Source organism: Pectobacterium colocasium (assembly GCF_020181655.1).
Taxonomy (GTDB): domain Bacteria; phylum Pseudomonadota; class Gammaproteobacteria; order Enterobacterales; family Enterobacteriaceae; genus Pectobacterium; species Pectobacterium colocasium.
In genome coordinates, this window is the sequence record NZ_CP084032.1 from 1,052,949 (window position 1) to 1,072,245 (window position 19,297).

General features: G+C 52.7%; 19 protein-coding genes. 10 read left to right on the forward strand and 9 right to left on the reverse strand.

Annotated elements, in window-relative coordinates:
• Nucleotides 1–324: 324 nt before the first annotated feature.
• Entirely contained in the window at nt 325–954 is a 630-nt protein-coding gene (locus LCF41_RS04720) for a TetR/AcrR family transcriptional regulator (RefSeq protein WP_225087099.1), read from the reverse strand.
• A gap of 288 nt (nt 955–1,242) precedes the next feature.
• On the opposite strand from LCF41_RS04720, the gene LCF41_RS04725 reads away from it, so the two are divergent.
• The 3 genes from LCF41_RS04725 to LCF41_RS04735 all read left to right on the forward strand — a co-directional run bounded on the left by LCF41_RS04725 (nt 1,243) and on the right by LCF41_RS04735 (nt 4,602).
• Nucleotides 1,243–2,466 carry a Tm-1-like ATP-binding domain-containing protein gene (locus LCF41_RS04725; RefSeq protein ID WP_225087100.1) on the forward strand — a complete coding sequence of 408 codons (1,224 nt, stop codon included), beginning with the start codon at nt 1,243–1,245 and terminating at the stop codon, nt 2,464–2,466.
• Between the two features lie 13 nt (nt 2,467–2,479).
• Nucleotides 2,480–3,313, forward strand: a complete 834-nt coding sequence (locus LCF41_RS04730) for a phosphoenolpyruvate hydrolase family protein (RefSeq protein WP_225087101.1) — start codon at nt 2,480–2,482, stop codon at nt 3,311–3,313.
• Between the two features lie 245 nt (nt 3,314–3,558).
• Complete coding sequence (locus LCF41_RS04735; RefSeq protein ID WP_225087102.1) at nt 3,559–4,602, forward strand: alpha/beta hydrolase family protein; 1,044 nt, start codon at nt 3,559–3,561, stop codon at nt 4,600–4,602.
• Here the strand turns inward: LCF41_RS04735 and LCF41_RS04740 are convergent.
• The 4 genes from LCF41_RS04740 to mutY all read right to left on the reverse strand — a co-directional run bounded on the left by LCF41_RS04740 (nt 4,565) and on the right by mutY (nt 8,252).
• Nucleotides 4,565–5,653, reverse strand: coding sequence for a helix-turn-helix domain-containing protein (locus tag LCF41_RS04740; RefSeq protein ID WP_225087103.1), 1,089 nt, complete (start codon nt 5,651–5,653; stop codon nt 4,565–4,567). The genes LCF41_RS04735 and LCF41_RS04740 overlap by 38 nt on opposite strands.
• 96 nt (nt 5,654–5,749) lie before the next feature.
• Nucleotides 5,750–6,823 (reverse strand): membrane-bound lytic murein transglycosylase MltC, encoded by a 1,074-nt coding sequence (gene mltC, locus LCF41_RS04745; RefSeq protein ID WP_225087104.1) that lies wholly within the window; start codon nt 6,821–6,823, stop codon nt 5,750–5,752.
• A gap of 53 nt (nt 6,824–6,876) precedes the next feature.
• Nucleotides 6,877–7,149: an oxidative damage protection protein gene (locus LCF41_RS04750; RefSeq protein WP_225087105.1), complete on the reverse strand. Its 273-nt coding sequence runs from the start codon at nt 7,147–7,149 to the stop codon at nt 6,877–6,879.
• Nucleotides 7,146–8,252: an A/G-specific adenine glycosylase gene (gene mutY / locus LCF41_RS04755; RefSeq protein ID WP_225087106.1), complete on the reverse strand. Its 1,107-nt coding sequence runs from the start codon at nt 8,250–8,252 to the stop codon at nt 7,146–7,148. Before mutY ends, LCF41_RS04750 begins: the two co-directional genes overlap by 4 nt.
• A gap of 165 nt (nt 8,253–8,417) precedes the next feature.
• Between mutY and trmB the strand changes: the two genes are divergently transcribed.
• From trmB to LCF41_RS04770, 3 genes are all read left to right on the forward strand, one after another.
• On the forward strand, nt 8,418–9,137 hold the full coding sequence (gene trmB, locus LCF41_RS04760) for a tRNA (guanosine(46)-N7)-methyltransferase TrmB (RefSeq protein WP_225087107.1): 720 nt from the start codon (nt 8,418–8,420) through the stop codon (nt 9,135–9,137).
• Nucleotide 9,138: 1 nt separating this feature from the next.
• Nucleotides 9,139–9,483, forward strand: coding sequence for a YggL family protein (locus LCF41_RS04765; RefSeq protein ID WP_180743640.1), 345 nt, complete (start codon nt 9,139–9,141; stop codon nt 9,481–9,483).
• Between the two features lie 158 nt (nt 9,484–9,641).
• Complete coding sequence (locus LCF41_RS04770; RefSeq protein WP_225087108.1) at nt 9,642–10,355, forward strand: YggN family protein; 714 nt, start codon at nt 9,642–9,644, stop codon at nt 10,353–10,355.
• 159 nt (nt 10,356–10,514) lie between these two features.
• Here LCF41_RS04770 and LCF41_RS04775 read toward each other — a convergent pair whose 3' ends face one another.
• From LCF41_RS04775 to mutH, 4 genes are all read right to left on the reverse strand, one after another.
• Nucleotides 10,515–11,555, reverse strand: coding sequence for an NADP(H)-dependent aldo-keto reductase (locus LCF41_RS04775; RefSeq protein ID WP_225087109.1), 1,041 nt, complete (start codon nt 11,553–11,555; stop codon nt 10,515–10,517).
• Nucleotides 11,556–11,761: 206 nt separating this feature from the next.
• The gene (locus LCF41_RS04780) at nt 11,762–11,968 is read right to left on the reverse strand and encodes a YgdI/YgdR family lipoprotein (protein ID WP_284144945.1); all 207 of its coding nucleotides are present in this window, start codon (nt 11,966–11,968) and stop codon (nt 11,762–11,764) included.
• A gap of 186 nt (nt 11,969–12,154) precedes the next feature.
• Entirely contained in the window at nt 12,155–12,871 is a 717-nt protein-coding gene (locus LCF41_RS04785) for a TerC family protein (protein WP_225087111.1), read from the reverse strand.
• A gap of 237 nt (nt 12,872–13,108) precedes the next feature.
• On the reverse strand, nt 13,109–13,804 hold the full coding sequence (gene mutH, locus LCF41_RS04790; protein ID WP_225087112.1) for a DNA mismatch repair endonuclease MutH: 696 nt from the start codon (nt 13,802–13,804) through the stop codon (nt 13,109–13,111).
• A 696-nt stretch (nt 13,805–14,500) separates the two neighbouring features.
• On the opposite strand from mutH, the gene rppH reads away from it, so the two are divergent.
• The 4 genes from rppH (at nt 14,501) to thyA (ending at nt 19,216) form a co-directional block, all read left to right on the forward strand.
• Nucleotides 14,501–15,034 carry an RNA pyrophosphohydrolase gene (gene rppH, locus LCF41_RS04795; RefSeq protein WP_225087113.1) on the forward strand — a complete coding sequence of 178 codons (534 nt, stop codon included), beginning with the start codon at nt 14,501–14,503 and terminating at the stop codon, nt 15,032–15,034.
• A gap of 12 nt (nt 15,035–15,046) precedes the next feature.
• Nucleotides 15,047–17,293 (forward strand): phosphoenolpyruvate--protein phosphotransferase, encoded by a 2,247-nt coding sequence (ptsP, locus tag LCF41_RS04800; protein ID WP_225087114.1) that lies wholly within the window; start codon nt 15,047–15,049, stop codon nt 17,291–17,293.
• A 226-nt stretch (nt 17,294–17,519) separates the two neighbouring features.
• Nucleotides 17,520–18,386: a prolipoprotein diacylglyceryl transferase gene (gene lgt / locus LCF41_RS04805; RefSeq protein ID WP_103971920.1), complete on the forward strand. Its 867-nt coding sequence runs from the start codon at nt 17,520–17,522 to the stop codon at nt 18,384–18,386.
• A gap of 35 nt (nt 18,387–18,421) precedes the next feature.
• Nucleotides 18,422–19,216, forward strand: a complete 795-nt coding sequence (gene thyA / locus LCF41_RS04810) for a thymidylate synthase (RefSeq protein WP_225087115.1) — start codon at nt 18,422–18,424, stop codon at nt 19,214–19,216.
• The last annotated feature ends 81 nt before the right edge of the window (nt 19,217–19,297 follow it).

Consider the following 19,297-nt stretch of genomic DNA (forward strand, 5'->3'; position numbering starts at 1 on the left):
CGCTCGCTATTATTTATAATTCAAATGGTTATGTTTTCTCCTGTGACATTTTTTTATGCCGGACATCCCTGTCCGGCACCCTTCGGGCCGCTGCTACGCAACGTTGAAAAACGCTCCCGGCGTTTTTTTACAGTGCGCTGAGCGCGGTCAGCCGCATGGCAGAAAACAACGGCAGCGATGCTACCTTTTCCTGTGTGCTGTGGCAAAAAATGGATAGCGGGAAAGTGTGTCAGAGCGTGTGGTGTCGGGGGCGGGGCATCAGACGGGAAATCCCCCCAGTTAGGCGAGCTAGAACTGGGGCGGGACGCAGCATGAATGTGTTCATCAGGTTTTCGGTGAATCGGCCTGCGCGGCATCCTCTTCCGCCTGCCGTAAAATGGCTTTGGCAACCCACTGCGTAACATCCTGAATGCTGTCTTCTTCCAGATGCCAGATATCTTTCAGCACCAGAAAAACCTCGGAACCGTAAATGAGCGATAAGGCATAAATCACCCGCTGTTGTGCTTCCGGCGTGATTTTCCCTTCCAGCGGTTCGGTGGCAATTTTGAGCAGACGTTTACGATTGCCGCGCGTTAAGGGATCCGTATGGAGGCGATTAGAACGGCGGTCTGCCCATTGTTGCAGTGACAGATGCAGAGCGGCACGCAACGCACCTTCATGTTCCAGCATTCTGGGGTAAGCAAAGCGCAGCAGTTCAGCCACACGCTCTCTGGCGTCCGGCTGTGTCGGGTGCCATGCCAGAATCGGGCCAAGACTTTCGCCGACCACGGCAGAGACTAACGCACTTTGCGTCGGAAAATAACGATAGGCCGTTGCGCGTGAAAGCTGAGCCGCGGCGGCAACATCGGTAATGGAAGGGAATATGCCCTGGTCGAACATATTCATGGCGGTATCAATTAATAAACGACGGGTTTTCGCCCGTGTTGATGTCAGTTTTTCATCCCGTTCAATCACATAGACCTCATTGAATTTTCGGGCCGGAAGCTATCGGGCAGCACGGCGTTATCGCCAGAACTATAGCAAATTGAGTGATTCTTGTGCCACGTCAAGCTTTCTTACTGTTAATGTAATGTCGTACATAACATTTTGAGACTTTTGTCTCATTTGGGTGTTTAATGATTTGTCTTTCTGATACTCAAGTCTCAATATGGCGGAAAATTAATCTTATCTGTTTTTGGTTTCTTGTAATTGTTATTTATATCAATCTGTTAATTGTTTCACTAATGGTGGGAGGGAGACCAAGTGGGAAGTAAAGTTGGCAGCGTTTATATTGCAAGTACAGCGGATACTAAAGGGAAAGAACAGATTTACGTCCGCGATCTGATTGCCGCTACAGGCTTGAAAACCGTCACGGTCGATCTGTCAACGACATCGCCGTCAACGGACGCACGGGTATCAGAGGTGACAGATATCAGAGCAGAAACGGTGGCATCGTACCACCCGCAGGGGGCGTCAGCGGTATTTTGCCATGACAGAGGGCAGGCGATTGGTGCCATGGCTATCGCGTTTGAGCACTTCATGCTGTCGCGCGATGACATTGCCGGGGTGCTTGGGCTTGGCGGTTCCGGCGGTACGGCGTTGATCACGCCTGCGATGCAGGCGTTACCGATCGGGATGCCGAAGCTGATGGTGTCGACGATGGCCTCCGGCGATATCTCCGGTTACATCGGTGCCAGCGATATCAGCATGATGTATTCCGTTACTGATGTGGCGGGTCTGAACCGTATTTCTCGTCAGGTTCTTGGTAATGCCGCGCACCAGATCGCGGGGGCTGTGAAGTTTAAGATTCAGGAACATCATGATGATAAGCCCGCGATTGGCCTGACCATGTTTGGCGTAACGACGCCGTGCATTCAGGAAGCCAGTAAATTGCTGGAAGCGGAATTTGACTGTCTGGTCTTTCACGCGACGGGTAGCGGCGGGAAAGCGATGGAAAAGCTGGTGGACAGCCATTTGCTCACTGGCGTGCTCGATCTCACGACGACTGAGGTGTGCGATTTACTGTTTGATGGCGTGCTGGCCTGTGGGCCGGAACGGTTTGACGCAATAGCCAAGACGCAGGTGCCTTACGTGGCCTCCTGCGGGGCGCTGGACATGGTGAATTTTGGCGCGCCCGCCAGCATACCGGAGAAATACGCGCATCGTCTGTTCTACAACCACAACGCACAGGTCACTCTGATGCGTACGACGATAGACGAAAATATCGCGATGGCGCGCTGGATTGGGGAGAAGCTGAACCGCTGTGAAGGTGAGGTGCGCTTCCTGATCCCAGAAGGCGGCTTCTCCGCGCTGGATGCGCCGGATCAGGCATTCTGGCACCCGGAAGCGCGTGACGCGTTTATCAGCACGCTGGAGAGCGTAGTGCAGCAAACGGCAAGACGACAGATTATTCGTCTGCCTTTCCATATTAACGATCCTTTATTTGCCCACGCGGCTGTCGATGCGTTTCGGGCTTTAGTGAAATAAGAAGGGAAAAAGTATGAAGTCAGGCATGAATCGTCAGGCATTGCTGGCAAAATTCCGCGAAATGATCGCCCGCCGTGAGCCGATTATCGGTGGTGGCGCAGGAACGGGGCTTTCCGCGAAATGTGAAGAAGCGGGCGGCATCGATCTGATTGTGATCTACAACTCCGGTCGCTATCGCATGGCGGGGAGAGGTTCTCTGGCTGGCCTGCTGGCTTACGGCAACGCGAATGAGATCGTCGTGGATATGGCGAAAGAAGTTCTACCGGTTGTGAAACATACGCCGGTGCTGGCGGGCGTGAACGGAACCGATCCTTTCTGTCAGTTTGACAAGTTCCTGGATGACCTGAAAGCGCTGGGTTTTTCTGGCGTACAGAACTTCCCAACCGTGGGTCTGATCGACGGTAATTTCCGCGCTAATCTGGAAGAAACCGGCATGGGGTATGCGCTGGAAGTGGATATGATCCGTCTGGCGCATGAAAAAGACATGCTGACCACACCTTATGTGTTCAGTGCGGCTGATGCTGTTGCGATGACGAAAGCGGGCGCGGACATTATTGTCCCGCACATGGGGTTAACCACCGGCGGCAATATTGGGGCGGAAACGGCGCTGAATCTCGCAGACTGTGTGCCGTTGATTAATCACTGGGCAGATGAGGCGAAGGCGATACGTAAGGATGTGATTGTTCTGTGCCACGGCGGGCCGATTTCAACACCGCAGGATGCGCAGTTCATTATGGATCATTGTCCGCAGTGCGATGGTTTTTACGGCGCCAGCTCGATGGAGCGACTGCCGACAGAAACCGCGCTAACGGCTACAACACAGCAATTCAAAAAAATTAAGCGTTAACACACTTTTTTGGCTCTCTACCTGCTGATGTCCCAATGCTGGAACAAAGGCGGGTAAATTTTGCGTCAATATCAGGGAATACGGCCAGCACACGCTGGCCGCAGTTTTTTTGTGTCCTACCGATTTATGTCCCACCAATTTGTGTACCACAGAGAGGTACTCAATAGCGTTTTAGGTCGCGCAGGGATGAAAGTCATTGTTATAAATGCTATTTTTCATGGTGCAGAAACTTCGGAGAAATAGGTATGACATGGCGTATCACGATAGGATTAGTCACGAACTTACTCCTCAGCTTTGCCGTTATGGCGGATGCTGGCATTGGATTTCAACAGATAGCATTAGCGGATGAGGCCAATAATAGGCCATTAGACGTTGCCGTATTTTATCCGGTTTCGTCATCCTCACAGACCACGATCATGGGTGACAATCCCGTCTTTCCTGGCATAGCGGTGAGTAAAAACGCCGTGCCTAAATCTGGTGAACATCCCTTGATCGTGGTTTCACACGGTTACGGCGGGAGTTGGTTTAATCAACTCTGGCTGGCACAGATGTTGGTCAAACAAGGCTATATTGTTGCCGCGCCCAACCACCCCGGAACCACCTTTAAAGATATGCGTGTTGAGAACGCTCAGGCGCTTTGGCAGCGGCCTCGTGACCTCAGTCGCGTGATTACGGCATTGCTCGCCACGCCAGAAAAAACGGGACAGGTTGATGCGAAGCGGATTGCCGCAGTGGGACACTCGCTGGGGGGCTGGACGGTATTGGCGTTAGCGGGTGGGCGTTTTAGCACGGATCAATTTGAGAAGGATTGCCTGACGCACGCGGGGCTGGCGTCCTGCAAAGTATATGAAAAGATGCAGGTTGCAAAAAATGCCGCATCACGCGCACAGCTTGATCAGCCACTCGCGGATCCACGTATCAGCGCGGTGATTTCGCTGGATATGGGGATGGCGAGAGGGTTTACCGCAGAGAGTCTGGCGACTATAAAGGTTCCCGTTTTGATCATGGCGGCGGGGTATCCCAATGAGGAACTGCCTGCGGCGCTGGAATCTCACGATCTGGCGCAGAAACTGTCGCCAGCGCATTCAGCGTATAAGGAAATGGCTGACGCGACGCATTTTAGTTTCATGCAAATTTGTAAACCGGGTGCTGCTGAGATCATCAACGCTGAGAACCCAGGGGACGGCATGATTTGTCTCGATGGGGGAGATCGTTCGCGTGAGCAGATCCATCAGGAAGTGGTGAAGGACGTCAGCGAGTTTCTTCAGGCGGCGTGGCGGAAACCGTAGCCTGTTCCCGAAGTGGGTACTGACTACGCCAGACGCTGGGGCTCATCCCCGTGAGTCGCAAAAACTCGCGGTTGAAGTTGGATTTAGTCTGAAACCCGCTTTCCAACATGATATCCGTGATTCGGGCATCGGTTTGGCTGAGGAGGCGTTTCGCCTCCTCTATACGGTATTCGTTCATCACCTGCGAAAAATTACGGCCGTGAACGCGATTGATGGTCTCGGACAAGCGCCGGAGCGGTATGCCCATGCGTCTACTCAGGCGTTGAAGCGTCATATTCGGGTCGGTATACAGCGCGTGCGTGCGGATGACATCGTCTACCGTTTTTGCGAGCTGGTGCTCGTCTTCGGTGGCGGGTGGGGCTTCGGGGTTCTGGTCAACAGAAGGTACAAGCCCTGCTTGCGGGCTTGTACGGTGTGTGACGATCAGCAGAGTCAATATCGCCAGCATGACAAAGTGGAATGCGGTGATGATGGTCGTCGCGCGACTGCCGCTGTAGAGAGCAATATCCAGAGCAATCATCATATCGATAGCGCCGGAGATAATCACATACAGCCCGGCGTTAAACGGTGCGCTTTTCCACCACACAAGCGGGGAATGCAGACGGCGAACGGTGTAAATCAGCGCTGCCCCATAACCGAAGTAAATACTCACCAGCATCAGATCGATGAGCGGAACGGCCGTTCTGCTTTGGATGACACTTGCGCCAAAAACAAGCAAGGGCGCTAACAGGTGTCGGAGAGCGCTGTGACGTTTGTGAACGTTGTCGTGGGGAAAAAGGCAAAGCCATAGCAGTGGAGGAATCGATGCGGCGATAGCGGGTTGGATCAACGTGGGTAAGGCAACATGCCCGTTCCAGCGTAACGCGACCAACGTCAGGGCAAGACAGCTCACGCCGATGAATATCGCTTCAGTCTTGGCATTGCGTTTTTTGGCGTTCTTGTTAGGAACGTTCTTGTTAGAAAGAGGGTGCTGAGTATCCAGAAATCGGACGCGAAAAAACAAAATAACCAGAAGAAGTGCGGTAATCAACGGTAAAGGAATTGCGGTCATCGTGTTCTTCAGAAACGTTATTGTCGATATCTGGTGTGATGAAACCGCGCTACCGGGTTTATTCCGGTAGCGCGGCGTTCTGTGGCTCGCGGTGAATTAACGGCGGTAATTTTTCTGCGCCGTGTTCACTTTGTACAGGTAGCGGCGAGATTCGCCAGACGGGTGCTTTGTCGTCAGCGTTTGGTAGACATCGCTCGGTGACATACTGTTGATAATGCCTACGGCGCGATCTCGATCGCTGGAGAAGACGCGCAACACACTGCCTGCGCCACCGTTATACGCGGTGATGACGGCGTAGCGTTTCGACGTTGGGTTTTCAATTCCGGCCAGATAGCTGTTCTTCAGAATCGACAGATAGGCCGTGCCCGCGTCGATGTTTTGTTCTGGATCGAACAGGTAACTGCGGCTCGGCTGTCCCCATTTCCCTTTCATCTTGAAGACATCGCGCCCCGCGCTGTGCTGTACCACCTGCATCAGACCCAACGCATCGGAACGGCTGACGGCGTAAGGGTTGAAGCTGGATTCTGTCTGCATAATCGCCAGAATCAGCGACTCTTCAATGCCGTAACGCTCGGAGGCTTTACGCACCAGCGGCAAGTATTTGTGTGCACGCTTATCCAGGTGGTTCGGCACAAGCTGGATCGTGACCGACCAGATAACATGTAGGCCGGAAGTGCGTTTTTGCAGACGGTTCTGGAGCAGATAATCCGCGAAGCTGGCGGCACGCCCTTCCCAGCGGATCGGTTGTCCGGTGTTATCCAGCACCTGACCATACAGCAGCGGCTCGCGGCTAATCTGAATATCGTTAGCGTCGGAATACAGATCGGTGTTACTGGCGTCGTCGCCCATCAGCAGGGTGGTGATAATCGCCTGGCGTAGGCTGGCAACGGAATTGGTCGCCGAAATGGTTTCAATCGTGATGGAACCGGCATCAAAGTTGATGTGGCTACGCGTCTGATATTGATCGGTATATTTGACGTAGTCTTTCGGACCGGCGATCAGAACTTCATTCATCCCCCAGATATTTTCGATGTTGTGGGCAAACTGGCCCATCAAAATATCGAAGGCGTTGGTATCCTTGATAAACTCTTCGTTGTCGGCATTCCCTTTGTTTCCCGAACAGGAAACCAGCAGTGGTGCAATCACCAGCAAAGCTAACATTTTCTTCATATAACAAGCCGTGTCGGAATAGGGACGTTAACGGGCCCGAAAGCCCGCCATTTTTAGTGACTCGGAGGCGTATAGCCTTCGATGTGTACGTCCTTCCCTTCAAACAGGAATTTGATCATTTCCTGTTCCAGCAGCTTACGGTCGTCAACGTTCATCATGCTGAGTTTTTTCTCGTTGATCAGCATGGTTTGCTTGGTTTGCCACTGCGCCCAGGCGTCTTTAGATATTTCGTTATAGATGCGCTTGCCCAGATCGCCGGGATAGAGCTGGAAATCCTGCCCTTCGGCGTCGCGTTGTAAAAAAGTACAAAAAATCGTTCTGCTCATGCTTCTTCCTCATCAATTGCGCAGGCATTCAAACGTGTAGACTGCGGGTGAGCCAGCTCCCTCAGCAGGCGTTCTACCGGGGCTGCCAGTCCGACAGACGGCGGCTGCGCTAAGTTATACCAGAGACCCGCATCGTCATCCATGCAGGACCTGTTTTGTGAGCGATCGGTCTGCGATACGTCCAGCCAGAGCGGTACGATATCCAGATGAAAATGGCTAAATGTATGGCGGAACGCGACAAGCTGTTGCAATCCATCAGGATTCAGACCGCGTTGTTGCAGCCAGAGTTCCAATTCCCGACGTTCGCTGAACTGCGGAAAGCAAAATAGCCCTCCCCACAGACCCACGGCGGGGCGCTGTTGCAGCCAGACCTGAGATCCCTGCTGCATCAATAGGAACCAGCCAGTTTTCTCCGGCAGCGTCTGTTTTGGTTTCTTGCCGGGGTATTGCGCCCAACTGTGGTTGGCGTACGCCATGCAACCGGTGCTCAGCGGGCACAGCTCGCACTTTGGACGGCTGCGGGTGCACACCATCGCGCCGAGATCCATCATTGCCTGATTAAACTGGCTGACGCCCTCGGCTGGCGTCACGTCCTCACTCCGTGCCCACAGTTTCTTCTCGACCTCTTTCTTGCCCGGCCAGCCCTCAACGGCGTAGCAGCGTGCCAGCACGCGCTTCACGTTGCCGTCGAGAATCGGGTAATGCTGGCCGAGAGAGAGCGACAGCACGGCACCGGCGGTAGAACGCCCGACGCCCGGCAGCGCCGCGACTTCGTCAAAGGTCGTGGGGAAGTCGCCGCTGTGGCGTGACACGATGGTCTGTGCTGCTTTGTGCAGGTTGCGCGCACGGGCGTAGTAGCCCAGCCCGGTCCATAAGTGGAGCACTTCGTCCAGCGGCGCTGCCGCCAGCGCGCTCACATTGGGAAAACGTTCCATAAAGCGTTGGAAATAGGGAATAACCGTGGTGACCTGCGTTTGTTGCAACATCACTTCGGATAGCCATACTTTATAGGGAGTTTTCTCAAGCTGCCACGGCAGGGTTTTGCGGCCATAGCGTTGATACCAGTCCAGCACCTGATGGGCGAACTGTTGCGCTTGCATCATAAAATGGGGTCACTATCCGACAGGTAAAAAGTTTGACAGCGATTCCAGCACAGAGTGAATGTGCTGTAAACCGGAACTTTCCGAGGCGGTGGGCTTGCTAAACCACGGTATCCTTGCATAATGCGCGTTTCCTTAACGAAATCGGACAGCAAGTAAGCACTCTTTATGATTAACAACGTCATTTCACCGGAATTTGATGAAAATGGGCGCCCGATGCGTCGTATCCGCAGTTTTGTCCGCCGTCAGGGGCGTTTGACCAACGGGCAACAGCTGGCGCTGGATAACTACTGGCCGGTGATGGGCGTGGAATATCAAACCGAACAGGTAGATTTTAACGCGCTATTTGGTCGTGACGCGCCAGTGGTGCTGGAAATTGGTTTTGGGATGGGCGCCTCGCTGGTAACGATGGCGGCACAGCATCCTGAACAGAATTTCCTCGGTATTGAAGTTCACCTTCCGGGCGTGGGGGCGTGTCTCGCTTCCGCACAGGAGGCGGGCATCAGCAATCTGCGCGTGATGTGCCACGATGCGATCGAAGTGCTGACGAAGATGATCCCCGATGGATCGCTGTCGATGGTTCAACTCTTCTTCCCTGACCCGTGGCATAAAGCCCGTCATAATAAACGCCGCATCGTCCAGGTGCCTTTCGTTGAACTGGTGCAAAGCAAGTTGAAGGTTGGCGGCGTGTTCCATATGGCAACAGATTGGGAACCTTATGCGCAACATATGCTCGAAGTGATGACGTCTGTCGCCGGGTACCGCAACCTTTCCGATAAGAATGACTACGTTGAGCGGCCGGATTCCCGTCCGCTGACGAAATTTGAAGCGCGCGGCCAGCGTTTGGGGCATGGCGTATGGGATCTGATGTTTGAGAGGATAAAATAAAATGGCACAAGCTCGTAGCCGTCGTTTACGTAAAAAACTGCACATTGATGAGTTTCAGGAATTAGGCTTTTCGGTCAGCTTCCGCTTTCCTGAAGGCACTAACGTGGAAGACATCGATCAACTGATGGATAAGTTCGTTGATGAGGTGATTGAACCACAGGGTCTGGCATTTGAAGGCAGCGGTTATCTGTACTGGGAAGGTCTCATCTGCTTGCAAAAACTGGGTCACTGTACCGAAGAACACCGCCAACTGGTTAGTCGCTGGTTGGAAGAACAGAAACTGACGGATGTGAAAGTCAGCGATCTGTTCGATATCTGGTGGGATCTGCCAGAAAACCTGCTGTAATTTTTGCTTCAGTAAAAGCAGAAGAGCTTTGGTTTACACCAACGCGTTAAGCTAAGTAAAAAAGCGCCTGAGCGGATGATGGCTCAGGCGTTATCCGCCTCATCAAAGGGCACATTGCTGCTTTCTCGCTACTGCCGTTGTTTTCTTCAGGAGAAAATATGTCGCGTAAAATGACCTTGGGTTTATTGATGTTGCTGTCCTGGCAAGCGCAGGCAGCTTACCAGTGCAACGTGAACCCGCAGGACGACATTATTATTAGTCCGCAGCACGTGCAGGTCGTGGGTGCCAGCGGCAATTTACAGCTTTCCCCGCAGGGCGACATCGTCCGTAACGGTACGCCGCTTACCCTGAATGCCGAACAGCGCCAGAAGGCTAAAGCCTATCAGGCGGATTTGCGCCAGCAACTGCCGTGGATCGATCAGGGCGCGCAACAGCATCTTGAAAAAGCGCGAGTCGCGCTGGATAAAGTGATCGTGCAGGAGCTCGGCAGCGACAGCAATGTGCGTAACCGTCTGACTACGCTGGATAAACAGCTCAAACAGCAGATGAACCGTATTATCGAACACCGCAGTGATGGTCTGACGTTCCACCATCAGGCGATTAAACAGGTTGAGCAAGATGGCAAGCAGATCGTGCAGCAAAGCATGGGCGGCGTCTTGCAGGATAGCCTGAACGAGATGGGCGTAAAACAGATGTCAAGCGGCGGTAACCCGCTACAGGCAATGATGGGCAACCTAGGCGGTTTGCAGAAAGCGATTCAGGCCGAGTGGAATAATCAGGAACTGGAGTTCCAGCGTTTTGGTAATGACGTATGCAGTCGCGTGACGTCGTTAGAAAACCAGCGCAAGAGCCTGCTGCAAACGCTGAAGTAATCGTTCAGCGTTTTTGTTCACGCCTTGTTTTGTGGATGCATTGTTTTTGTGAATGCATTGTTTTTGTGAACCCATTGTTTTTGTGAACCCATTGTTTTTGTGAACCCATTGTTTTTGTGAACCCATTAAAGAAAACCGGGCAGTGCCCGGTTTTGTCGTTTACGGTGCTGGGAACGTGAATCGACGGTGGATCGCTTCCAGTTCATCAAGGATCTCGCCGTCCAGCGTCAGGTTTTGGCTGTCGAGGTTGATTTGTAACTGCTCCAGCGTGGTCGCACCTAACAACGTGCTGGCGACGAACGGCTGCTGACGCACAAATGCCAATGCCATTTGCGCCGGATTCAAACCGTGCTTTTGCGCCAGCGCCACGTACTCGGCAACGGCCGCCTGAGCCTGCGGGCCGGTATAGCGGGTGAAGCGGCTAAATAGCGTGTTGCGCGCGTTAGCGGGTTTTGCGCCATTCAGGTATTTACCCGTCAGCGTACCGAATGCCAGTGACGAATAGGCGAGAAGTTCTACGCCTTCATGCTGGCTGATTTCCGCTAAGCCGACTTCAAAACTGCGGTTCAGCAGGCTGTAGGGGTTCTGGATAGACACAATGCGCGGCAGATCGTGTTTTTCCGCCAAATGCAGATAGCGCATCACGCCCCACGGGGTTTCGTTAGAGACGCCGACGTAGCGAATCTTACCGGCACGAACCTGTTCACTCAGCGCTTCCAGCGTTTCCAGCAGCGTAACGACCGGTTTGTCGTCAGTATATTGATAGGCCAGCTTGCCAAAACAATTGGTCTGGCGCTGTGGCCAATGCAACTGATAAAGGTCGATATAGTCAGTGTTCAAGCGTTGCAGACTGGCGTCCAGCGCAGCACGGATATTTTTTCTGTCCAGCGCCTGCTGCGGGCGGATGCTGTGATCGTTTCCGCGCACAGGACCGGAGACTTTGCTCGCCACAATCAGTTTTTCACGGCCGCCACGGGATTTCAGCCAGGAACCGATATAGCTCTCGGTTAACCCCTGTGTTTCCGGGCGTGGAGGAACGGCGTACATTTCTGCTGTGTCAATCAGGTTAACACCTGCGGCAATGGCGTGATCTAACTGGGCATGAGCGTCTGCTTCGCTGTTCTGTTCGCCAAAGGTCATCGTACCAAGACCCAGCACGCTCACTTCTAAAGAACTATGGGGAATACGGTGATATTGCATTGCCAGCTTCCTTATGTCTGAAAATAGCAGGTGTCTTTCTCCTCATTTCCGCATGATTTTTTGCGATTCCAATGAGTTTGGGAGAACACACCTGAATTTGACTATAACGAAGCCGTGGCGAGTGGGGAAGTCTCTTCTGCTGCCCTTTAGCAGGATTCTGCCAGAGTGCGTCGCCCGATGGGGGGAATATCGGGCTAACGCTGCCGTTAGCGCTGCACGATCTGGGAAACTTGGTCGCTGTTGATCTGTTTCTGATTACCTTGCTCATCGATATAGCTGAGCAGCCCGGTATCTTTATCCAGCACGGGTTTTCCCTGCGTCAGAAGCATTTGCCCCTCTTTTGTCGCCATCACGTAGTCACTGGAACAGCCCGCAAGGGTAAATAATAACGCCAGTGTGACTGCCATTTTCATCCGTACTTTCATTGTATTAACCCGTTAATAAATGCAAAAACTTAAGTGAGTCTAGCAAAGGGTTGAGAGGGATAACGTAGGAATAATGGAAAAAATGCGTGTTGGGGGCGTTAATTTTGTGTAATCAGGCGGCTGGTGGCCGCCTGATTAGGTCGTTTGGCGTTTTGAGCGCTCACTCTGCGGCGATCAGTGTGCCGTTTTCTCTTTTTTACTGCGCAGCAGGTTCAGCGCCTCGACGGACATTGAGAAGAACATGGCGAAGTAGATATAGCCTTTCGGTACGTGAACGTCGAAGCTTTCCAGAATCAGGGTGAACCCGACCAGAATCAGGAACGACAAGGCCAGCATTTTGACGGACGGGTGGCGTTCGACAAACTCGCCGATAGGACGCGCGGAGAACATCATGACCCCAACGGCGATAACGACGGCTGCCATCATAATGAACAGATGGTCAGACAGGCCAACGGCGGTTATCACCGAGTCCAGACTGAAGATAATATCCAGCAGCATGATTTGCACAATCGCGCCAAAGAAAGAGTACACCTTGGAAGTATGGTCTTCTGAACCGCCTTCGACGGTTTCGTGAATTTCCTTGCTCGACTTCCAGATCAGGAAGAGCCCCCCGAAGAACAGAATCAGGTCACGCGTGGAAATTTCGTTGTCGAATGCGGTAAACAGCGGGTCAGTCAGACGCATGACCCAGGCAATGGAAGCGAGCAGCCCCAAACGCATCAACATCGCCCCCATCAGCCCGATGCGGCGTGCTTTGTTTTGTTGGGCTTTAGGCAGTTTGGCGACAACCAGAGACAGGAAAATAATGTTATCGATCCCAAGAACGATTTCCAGAATAGTCAGCGTTCCCAATGCCAACCATGCGTTCGGATCAACAATCCAATCAAACATTATATCAATACACCTTAAACGAAACGTAAACGATATTATACTCTGCCAGCTCGGTGCGTAGGCAAGCGAAAGTGTGATGTCGTAAAGATATACTCGTCATACTTCGCATGTGCTCCATGTGCTGGCGTCCCTTTTACTCTGGGTCGGCGTCAGGCTTTTCCCAGGTCATATTCCCTTGTCGCAATAAAACCAGTGTACGACGAAGTATCGTACTGATGAAGCATAGCCTAATGACGCTCAGTTGCTGAGCTGCATAAAGTGGCGGGCCAGCAGCGGCGCGGTAAAGGTTTTTTTCAGGTAGAACCCGCGCGGCAAGGTCAGAATTGGCTGGCCAAATTCGCCAATGGCTTCCGTTAGTGCTCGGCTATTTGCCGCTTTGGGACGTAATTGCAGGACTTCTCCATGCCGGGCGGTGATGCTTTCTACCTGACCAAGCACGATCAGGTCCATTAACTCTTCCCAATCGCAGCGCAACTGCTCCTCTTCTTCTTCGCTGGGGCTCCAGATCAGCGGCGTGCCAATACGGCGTTCTCCCAATGGAATGTGTCGCGAGCCTTCCACTGGAATCCATAGCACCCGTGCGAGCTTGTGTCGTACGTGGCTGCTTTCCCACGTAACGCCGCTGTTGCCTGTTAACGGCGCAACGCAAACGAAAGTGGTTTCCAGCGGTTTACCTTGTTCATCAATCGGAATGGTTTTTAGCTCAACGCCGATGTCAGGGAAATCCTGCTCGGGCTTGCTGCCTGCGCTGGCTCCCAGAAAACGTTCCAGCAAGACGCCAATCCAGCCTTTATCGCGTTTCAGGTTGGCGGGAAGCGGCAAGCGTGCGATGTCCGCTAATTCCGCGAGATTATAACCCGCGAGGGATTGTGCGCGTTCCAGCAAAGCGTGCTCATGTGGCGGCGCAGTCGTGTGAACCGTGGGTGAATTCATAGCGTATAGCCCGATATTTTTCCGCTCAAAAAAAATACAACAGATGGGGAGTACCCATGCACAGCCTGCAAGACGGTGGAGAAAAACAATAATAGCATGATTCGTAGCGCTTTTTTTCAGTGTGATGGCGATCACTTTGCTGGGTTTTGCAAACTGTTCACGTATAGCCACCGACAATAAACAGGATCTTACACTAGGTTATCCACAGATTTCTTGGATAACCCACATAAACATGAATTACTGGTTCGATTTACAGCCTTGACTCGCGGCATTTTTGCTGTTTTTGCCTATTTATTGCCTGAGTTTGAGGCATTACCTGTGGATAAAATCGACGTAGCGCGATCTTTCGCCAATCTTGCATTGTATGCCATTTGAACAAGCATCAAGGGTTCACCATTGCCAGTAAAACGGTTTGTAATTTTATGAATAGAAAGCACTATTTTTTAATTTATGGTGGTTTTTTTTCTTCATCAAAAATGAGTTTTACTCACTTCTTCATGGGTTCTGCACAAAGATGTCCACAGAAAAAGTGAATAAATTGCGGATTCCAGTCTTCACGTGTTTATAACTTTGATCTTATCTGTGGGTTATCTTAATTTTATTAGTATCACATGCTTTCTAAGCAGTGGTTTACCGCCTGACGGGAGTGTGAAACAATCAGGTCATCTTTGCATTGATGTTTATCGAGGTAGTCCGGTGATCGATGATGATGGCTACCGCCCAAACGTTGGTATTGTAATTTGTAATCGGCAGGGGCAGGTGATGTGGGCCCGGCGCTATGGTCAGCACTCCTGGCAGTTTCCGCAGGGGGGGATTAACCCCGGTGAAAGTGCTGAGCAGGCGATGTACCGCGAACTGTTTGAAGAGGTCGGGTTAAGAAAAAAGGATGTGCGCGTGTTGGCATCTACCCGTAACTGGTTACGCTATAAATTACCAAAGCGTTTGGTGCGTTGGGATACAAAACCGGTCTGTATCGGCCAGAAGCAGAAATGGTTTTTGCTACAGTTGATGTGTAATGAGTCGGATATCAATATGCAGAGCAGCGGCACGCCGGAATTTGATGGTTGGCGCTGGGTGAGTTACTGGTATCCGGTACGTCAGGTCGTCTCTTTTAAGCGAGATGTGTATCGTCGCGTGATGAAGGAATTTATCAACCCGGTGATATTGCTTCAGGAGAGTGCTGCGGCTCGGATGACAACGCCATCCGGTCCTCGGCGAAAAAGAGGGTAATTCAGGCACATTATGCTCACGCGCTTGCGAGAAATTGTCGAAAACGTTGCGGCAACTGCCCGCCTTAGTGATGCGCTGGACATTCTGGTCAATGAGACCTGTCAGGCTATGGACACGGAAGTCTGTTCCATTTATCTGGCCGATCACGATCGTCAATGCTATTACCTGATGGCAACGCGTGGCTTGAAAAAGCCGCGCGGGCGCACGGTTACGCTGGCGTTTGGGCAAGGTATTGTCGGGCTGGTTGGTCAACGCGCTGAGCCTATCAACCTGGCCGATGCCCGTGCTCATCCCAGTTTCAAATATATCCCCGCGGTGAAAGAGCAACATTTTCGCTCTTTTCTTGGCGTTCCCATTATCCACCGTCGCCACCTGCTGGGTGTACTGGTGGTGCAACAGCGTGAACATCGTCAGTTTGATAAAAACGAAGAATCGTTCATGGTGACGCTGGCCACGCAGATGGCCGCTATTCTCTCCCTTTCGCAGATCAAAACGCTCTTCGGTCAATACCGTCAGACGCGCGTGAAAGCGCTGGTTGCCGCTCCCGGTGTGGCGATCGCCCCTGGCTGGCAGGATTGTACTCAGCCTTCTCTGGATCAAGTATTTCCCGCGTCGAGTCTGGACAGCGAGCGTGAGCGCTCCCGTTTAACGCAGGCGTTGGAAGAGGCAACGGCGGAATTCCGTCGTTTCAGCAAGCGGTTTAACGCTAGTGCGCAAAAAGAGAGCGCGGCGATTTTCGATTTGTACTCGCACTTGCTGAATGATGCGCGGCTAAAACGAGAACTTTTTCAGGAAGTAAATGCGGGCAACGCCGCCGAGTGGGCCGTAAAACTGGTGATCGAACGTTTTGCCGCGCAGTTCACCAATTTGCAGGATACGTATTTACGAGAACGGGCGGGCGATCTGCGCGCGTTGGGGCAACGGCTGCTGTTTCATCTCGATGATAACGCGCAAATCATGGGGCAGTGGCCTGAGCGCTTTATCCTCGTAGCGGACGAATTAACGGCGACGCTGCTGGCGGAGCTGCCGCCAGAGCGGCTGGCGGGCGTTGTTGTGTACGATGGTGCGGCTAATTCTCACGCGGCGATTCTTGTGCGTGCGATGGGGATTCCGACGCTGGTGGGGGCGGACATTCAGCCCGATCTGCTGCATCAGCGCTTGCTGATTATCGACGGCTATCGCGGTGAGCTGTTGGTCGATCCTGAACCCGTGCTGGTACAGGAATATCAGCGTCTGCTGACGGAAGAAAACGAGCTGACCCGTCTAGCCGAAGGCGAAATGGAACAGCCTGCCGTGCTGAAAAGCGGTGAACGTATTCAGGTCATGTTGAATGCCGGGTTAAGCGCCGAACACGAAAAGCGTTTCATCAATCAAGTTGATGGCGTGGGTCTGTACCGTACGGAAATCCCTTTTATGCTGCAAAGCGGTTTTCCGTCCGAAGATGAACAGATGGCGCAATACCAAAGCATGTTGCAGCTTTACCCTACGCGCACGGTGATGCTGCGCACGCTGGATATCGGCGCAGATAAGCCGCTGCCTTATTTGCCCATTAGCGAAGAGAACCCGTGTCTTGGCTGGCGCGGTATTCGGATTACGCTCGATCAACCTGAAATCTTTCTGATTCAGGTGCGCGCCATGCTGCGGGCTAACGCGCACAGTGGCAATCTCAGCATTTTGTTGCCGATGATCAGCAGTCTGGATGAAATCAGTGAAGCGCGTCGCCTGATCGATCAGGCGGCGGGCGAAGTCGAAGAATTATTGGGCTTCCCGCAGCCTAAACCGCGGATCGGCATCATGATCGAAGTTCCATCGATGCTGTTCCTGCTTCCTCATTTGGCTTCCCGCATCGATTTTGTTTCGGTTGGCACCAACGATCTGACGCAGTACCTGCTGGCGGTAGATCGTAACAACGCGCATGTGGCATCGCTTTATGACAGTCTGCATCCTTCCATGTTGCAGGCGTTGAACATGATTGCTGTCGAATGCGAGCGACATAACATCCCGCTTTCCGTATGCGGTGAAATGGCGGGAGAAGCGCTTGGCGCACTGTTGCTGACCGGGCTGGGCTATCGCTCGCTCAGTATGAACGGGCGCAGCGTTGCGCGAATTAAATATCTGCTACGCCAGATTACGCTGGCTGAGTCGCAGGCGTTAGTACAACAATTGCTGGGCGCGCAAAGCGCGGCGGAAGTCCGTCAGTGGGCGGCGATTTTCATGGAAGAGCGCGGACTGGGCGGCTTGATTCGCGGCGGGCGCTAAGTTGACGTGAGGCGATATTGACGAATACATCGACAGTTAATTGCGAGTAAATGTTTAATAGCGACTCAATGTTTTACAGAACTTTTCCCCGATGCAAGCAACGAGCGCGGGTGCGTATGCTATGATTCGCCACCGCGGTTCGCAGGAACGGATTCATTCTCCTGCCTTTTGCCTATCAATGACGATCCCGAAAGCAGGGATAACACAATAAAATATGTGGTGAATGATGACGACAAGCTATCTGGCGTTTCCTCAGTTTGACCCAGTGATTTTCTCTATTGGCCCATTGGCGCTGCACTGGTATGGGCTGATGTATCTGGTGGGTTTTGTATTTGCCATGTGGTTAGCGGTGCGTCGGGCGAATAAACCGGGTAGTGGTTGGACCAAAGATGAAGTCGAAAACCTGCTGTATATGGGGTTCCTTGGGGTCTTCGTCGGCGGGCGTTTGGGCTATGTTCTGTTTTATGCCTTCCCGTCATTTCTTGAAAATCCGCTCTATCTTTTCAAAGTCTGGGATGGCGGTATGTCGTTCCACGGTGGCTTAATGGGCGTTATTTGCGTCATGCTGTGGTTCGCGCATCGCACCAAACGCCATTTCTTTCAGGTCGCTGATTTTATTGCTCCCTTGATTCCTTTTGGGCTGGGAGCTGGTCGTTTGGGCAACTTCATCAATGGCGAACTGTGGGGGCGCGTGACGACGGATACCCCGTGGGCCATGCTGTTCCCAGGTTCGCGCAGCGAAGATATGATGCTGGCCGTCAGCAACCCGCAGTGGCAGGCGATTTTCAATCAGTATGGCATGCTGCCGCGTCATCCTTCCCAACTGTATCAAATGATGCTGGAAGGTGTGGCGCTGTTTATCATCCTGAATCTCTTTATTCGTAAATCTCGGCCGATGGGCAGCGTCTCAGGGCTTTTCCTGATCGGTTACGGTACGTTCCGAATTATCACCGAATTCTTCCGCCAGCCAGATGCGCAGTTGGGGCTGTTCGGCGATCTGTTCAGCATGGGGCAAATTCTGTCGCTGCCAATGGTGATCGCGGGTATTTTGATGATGGTCTGGGCCTATCGTCGTCAGCCTGCGCAGCAATAATCCGCCGTCCTTTTTTAATTTTGTGGTGAGGTAGTATGAAACAGTATCTGGATCTGATGAAAAAAGTGCTTGAAGAGGGCACGCCGAAGGCCGACCGTACCGGCACGGGAACGCGTTCTATTTTCGGCCATCAGATGCGTTTCAACTTGCAGGACGGGTTCCCGCTGGTTACCACTAAAAAATGCCACCTGCGTTCAATTATTCATGAACTGCTCTGGTTCCTGAACGGCGATACCAATGTTGCTTATCTGCATGAAAATAAAGTCAGTATTTGGGACGAATGGGCAGATGAAAACGGCGATTTGGGGCCGGTTTATGGTAAGCAGTGGCGCTCATGGGGAGCCGCAGACGGCCGCCAGATCGACCAGTTGAAGAATGTCCTGACCCAGTTGAGACAGGATCCCGATTCCCGCCGCATTATCGTGTCTGCCTGGAACGTGGGCGAGTTGGACAAAATGGCGCTGGCGCCGTGCCACGCGTTTTTCCAGTTCTACGTGGCGGATGGCAAACTCTCTTGCCAGCTTTATCAGCGCTCGTGCGATATCTTCCTTGGCCTGCCGTTCAACATCGCCAGCTATGCGCTGCTGGTGCACATGGTGGCGCAGCAGTGCGATCTGGATGTGGGTGACTTCGTCTGGACTGGCGGTGATACGCATCTGTACAACAACCATCTGGAACAGACGCACTTACAGCTGAGCCGTGAACCGCGTGCGCTGCCTAAACTGGTGATCAAGCGTCGCCCGGATACGCTGTTCGACTATCGCTTCGAGGACTTTGAAATCGAGGGATACGATCCGCATCCCGCCATCAAAGCACCGGTTGCGATCTAAAACTTCCCCACACTTTTCAGGGCCGCGTCATGCGGCCCTTTTTGTTTCCCTCATTTCCCCCGCCTCCCCGCACGCTTTTTC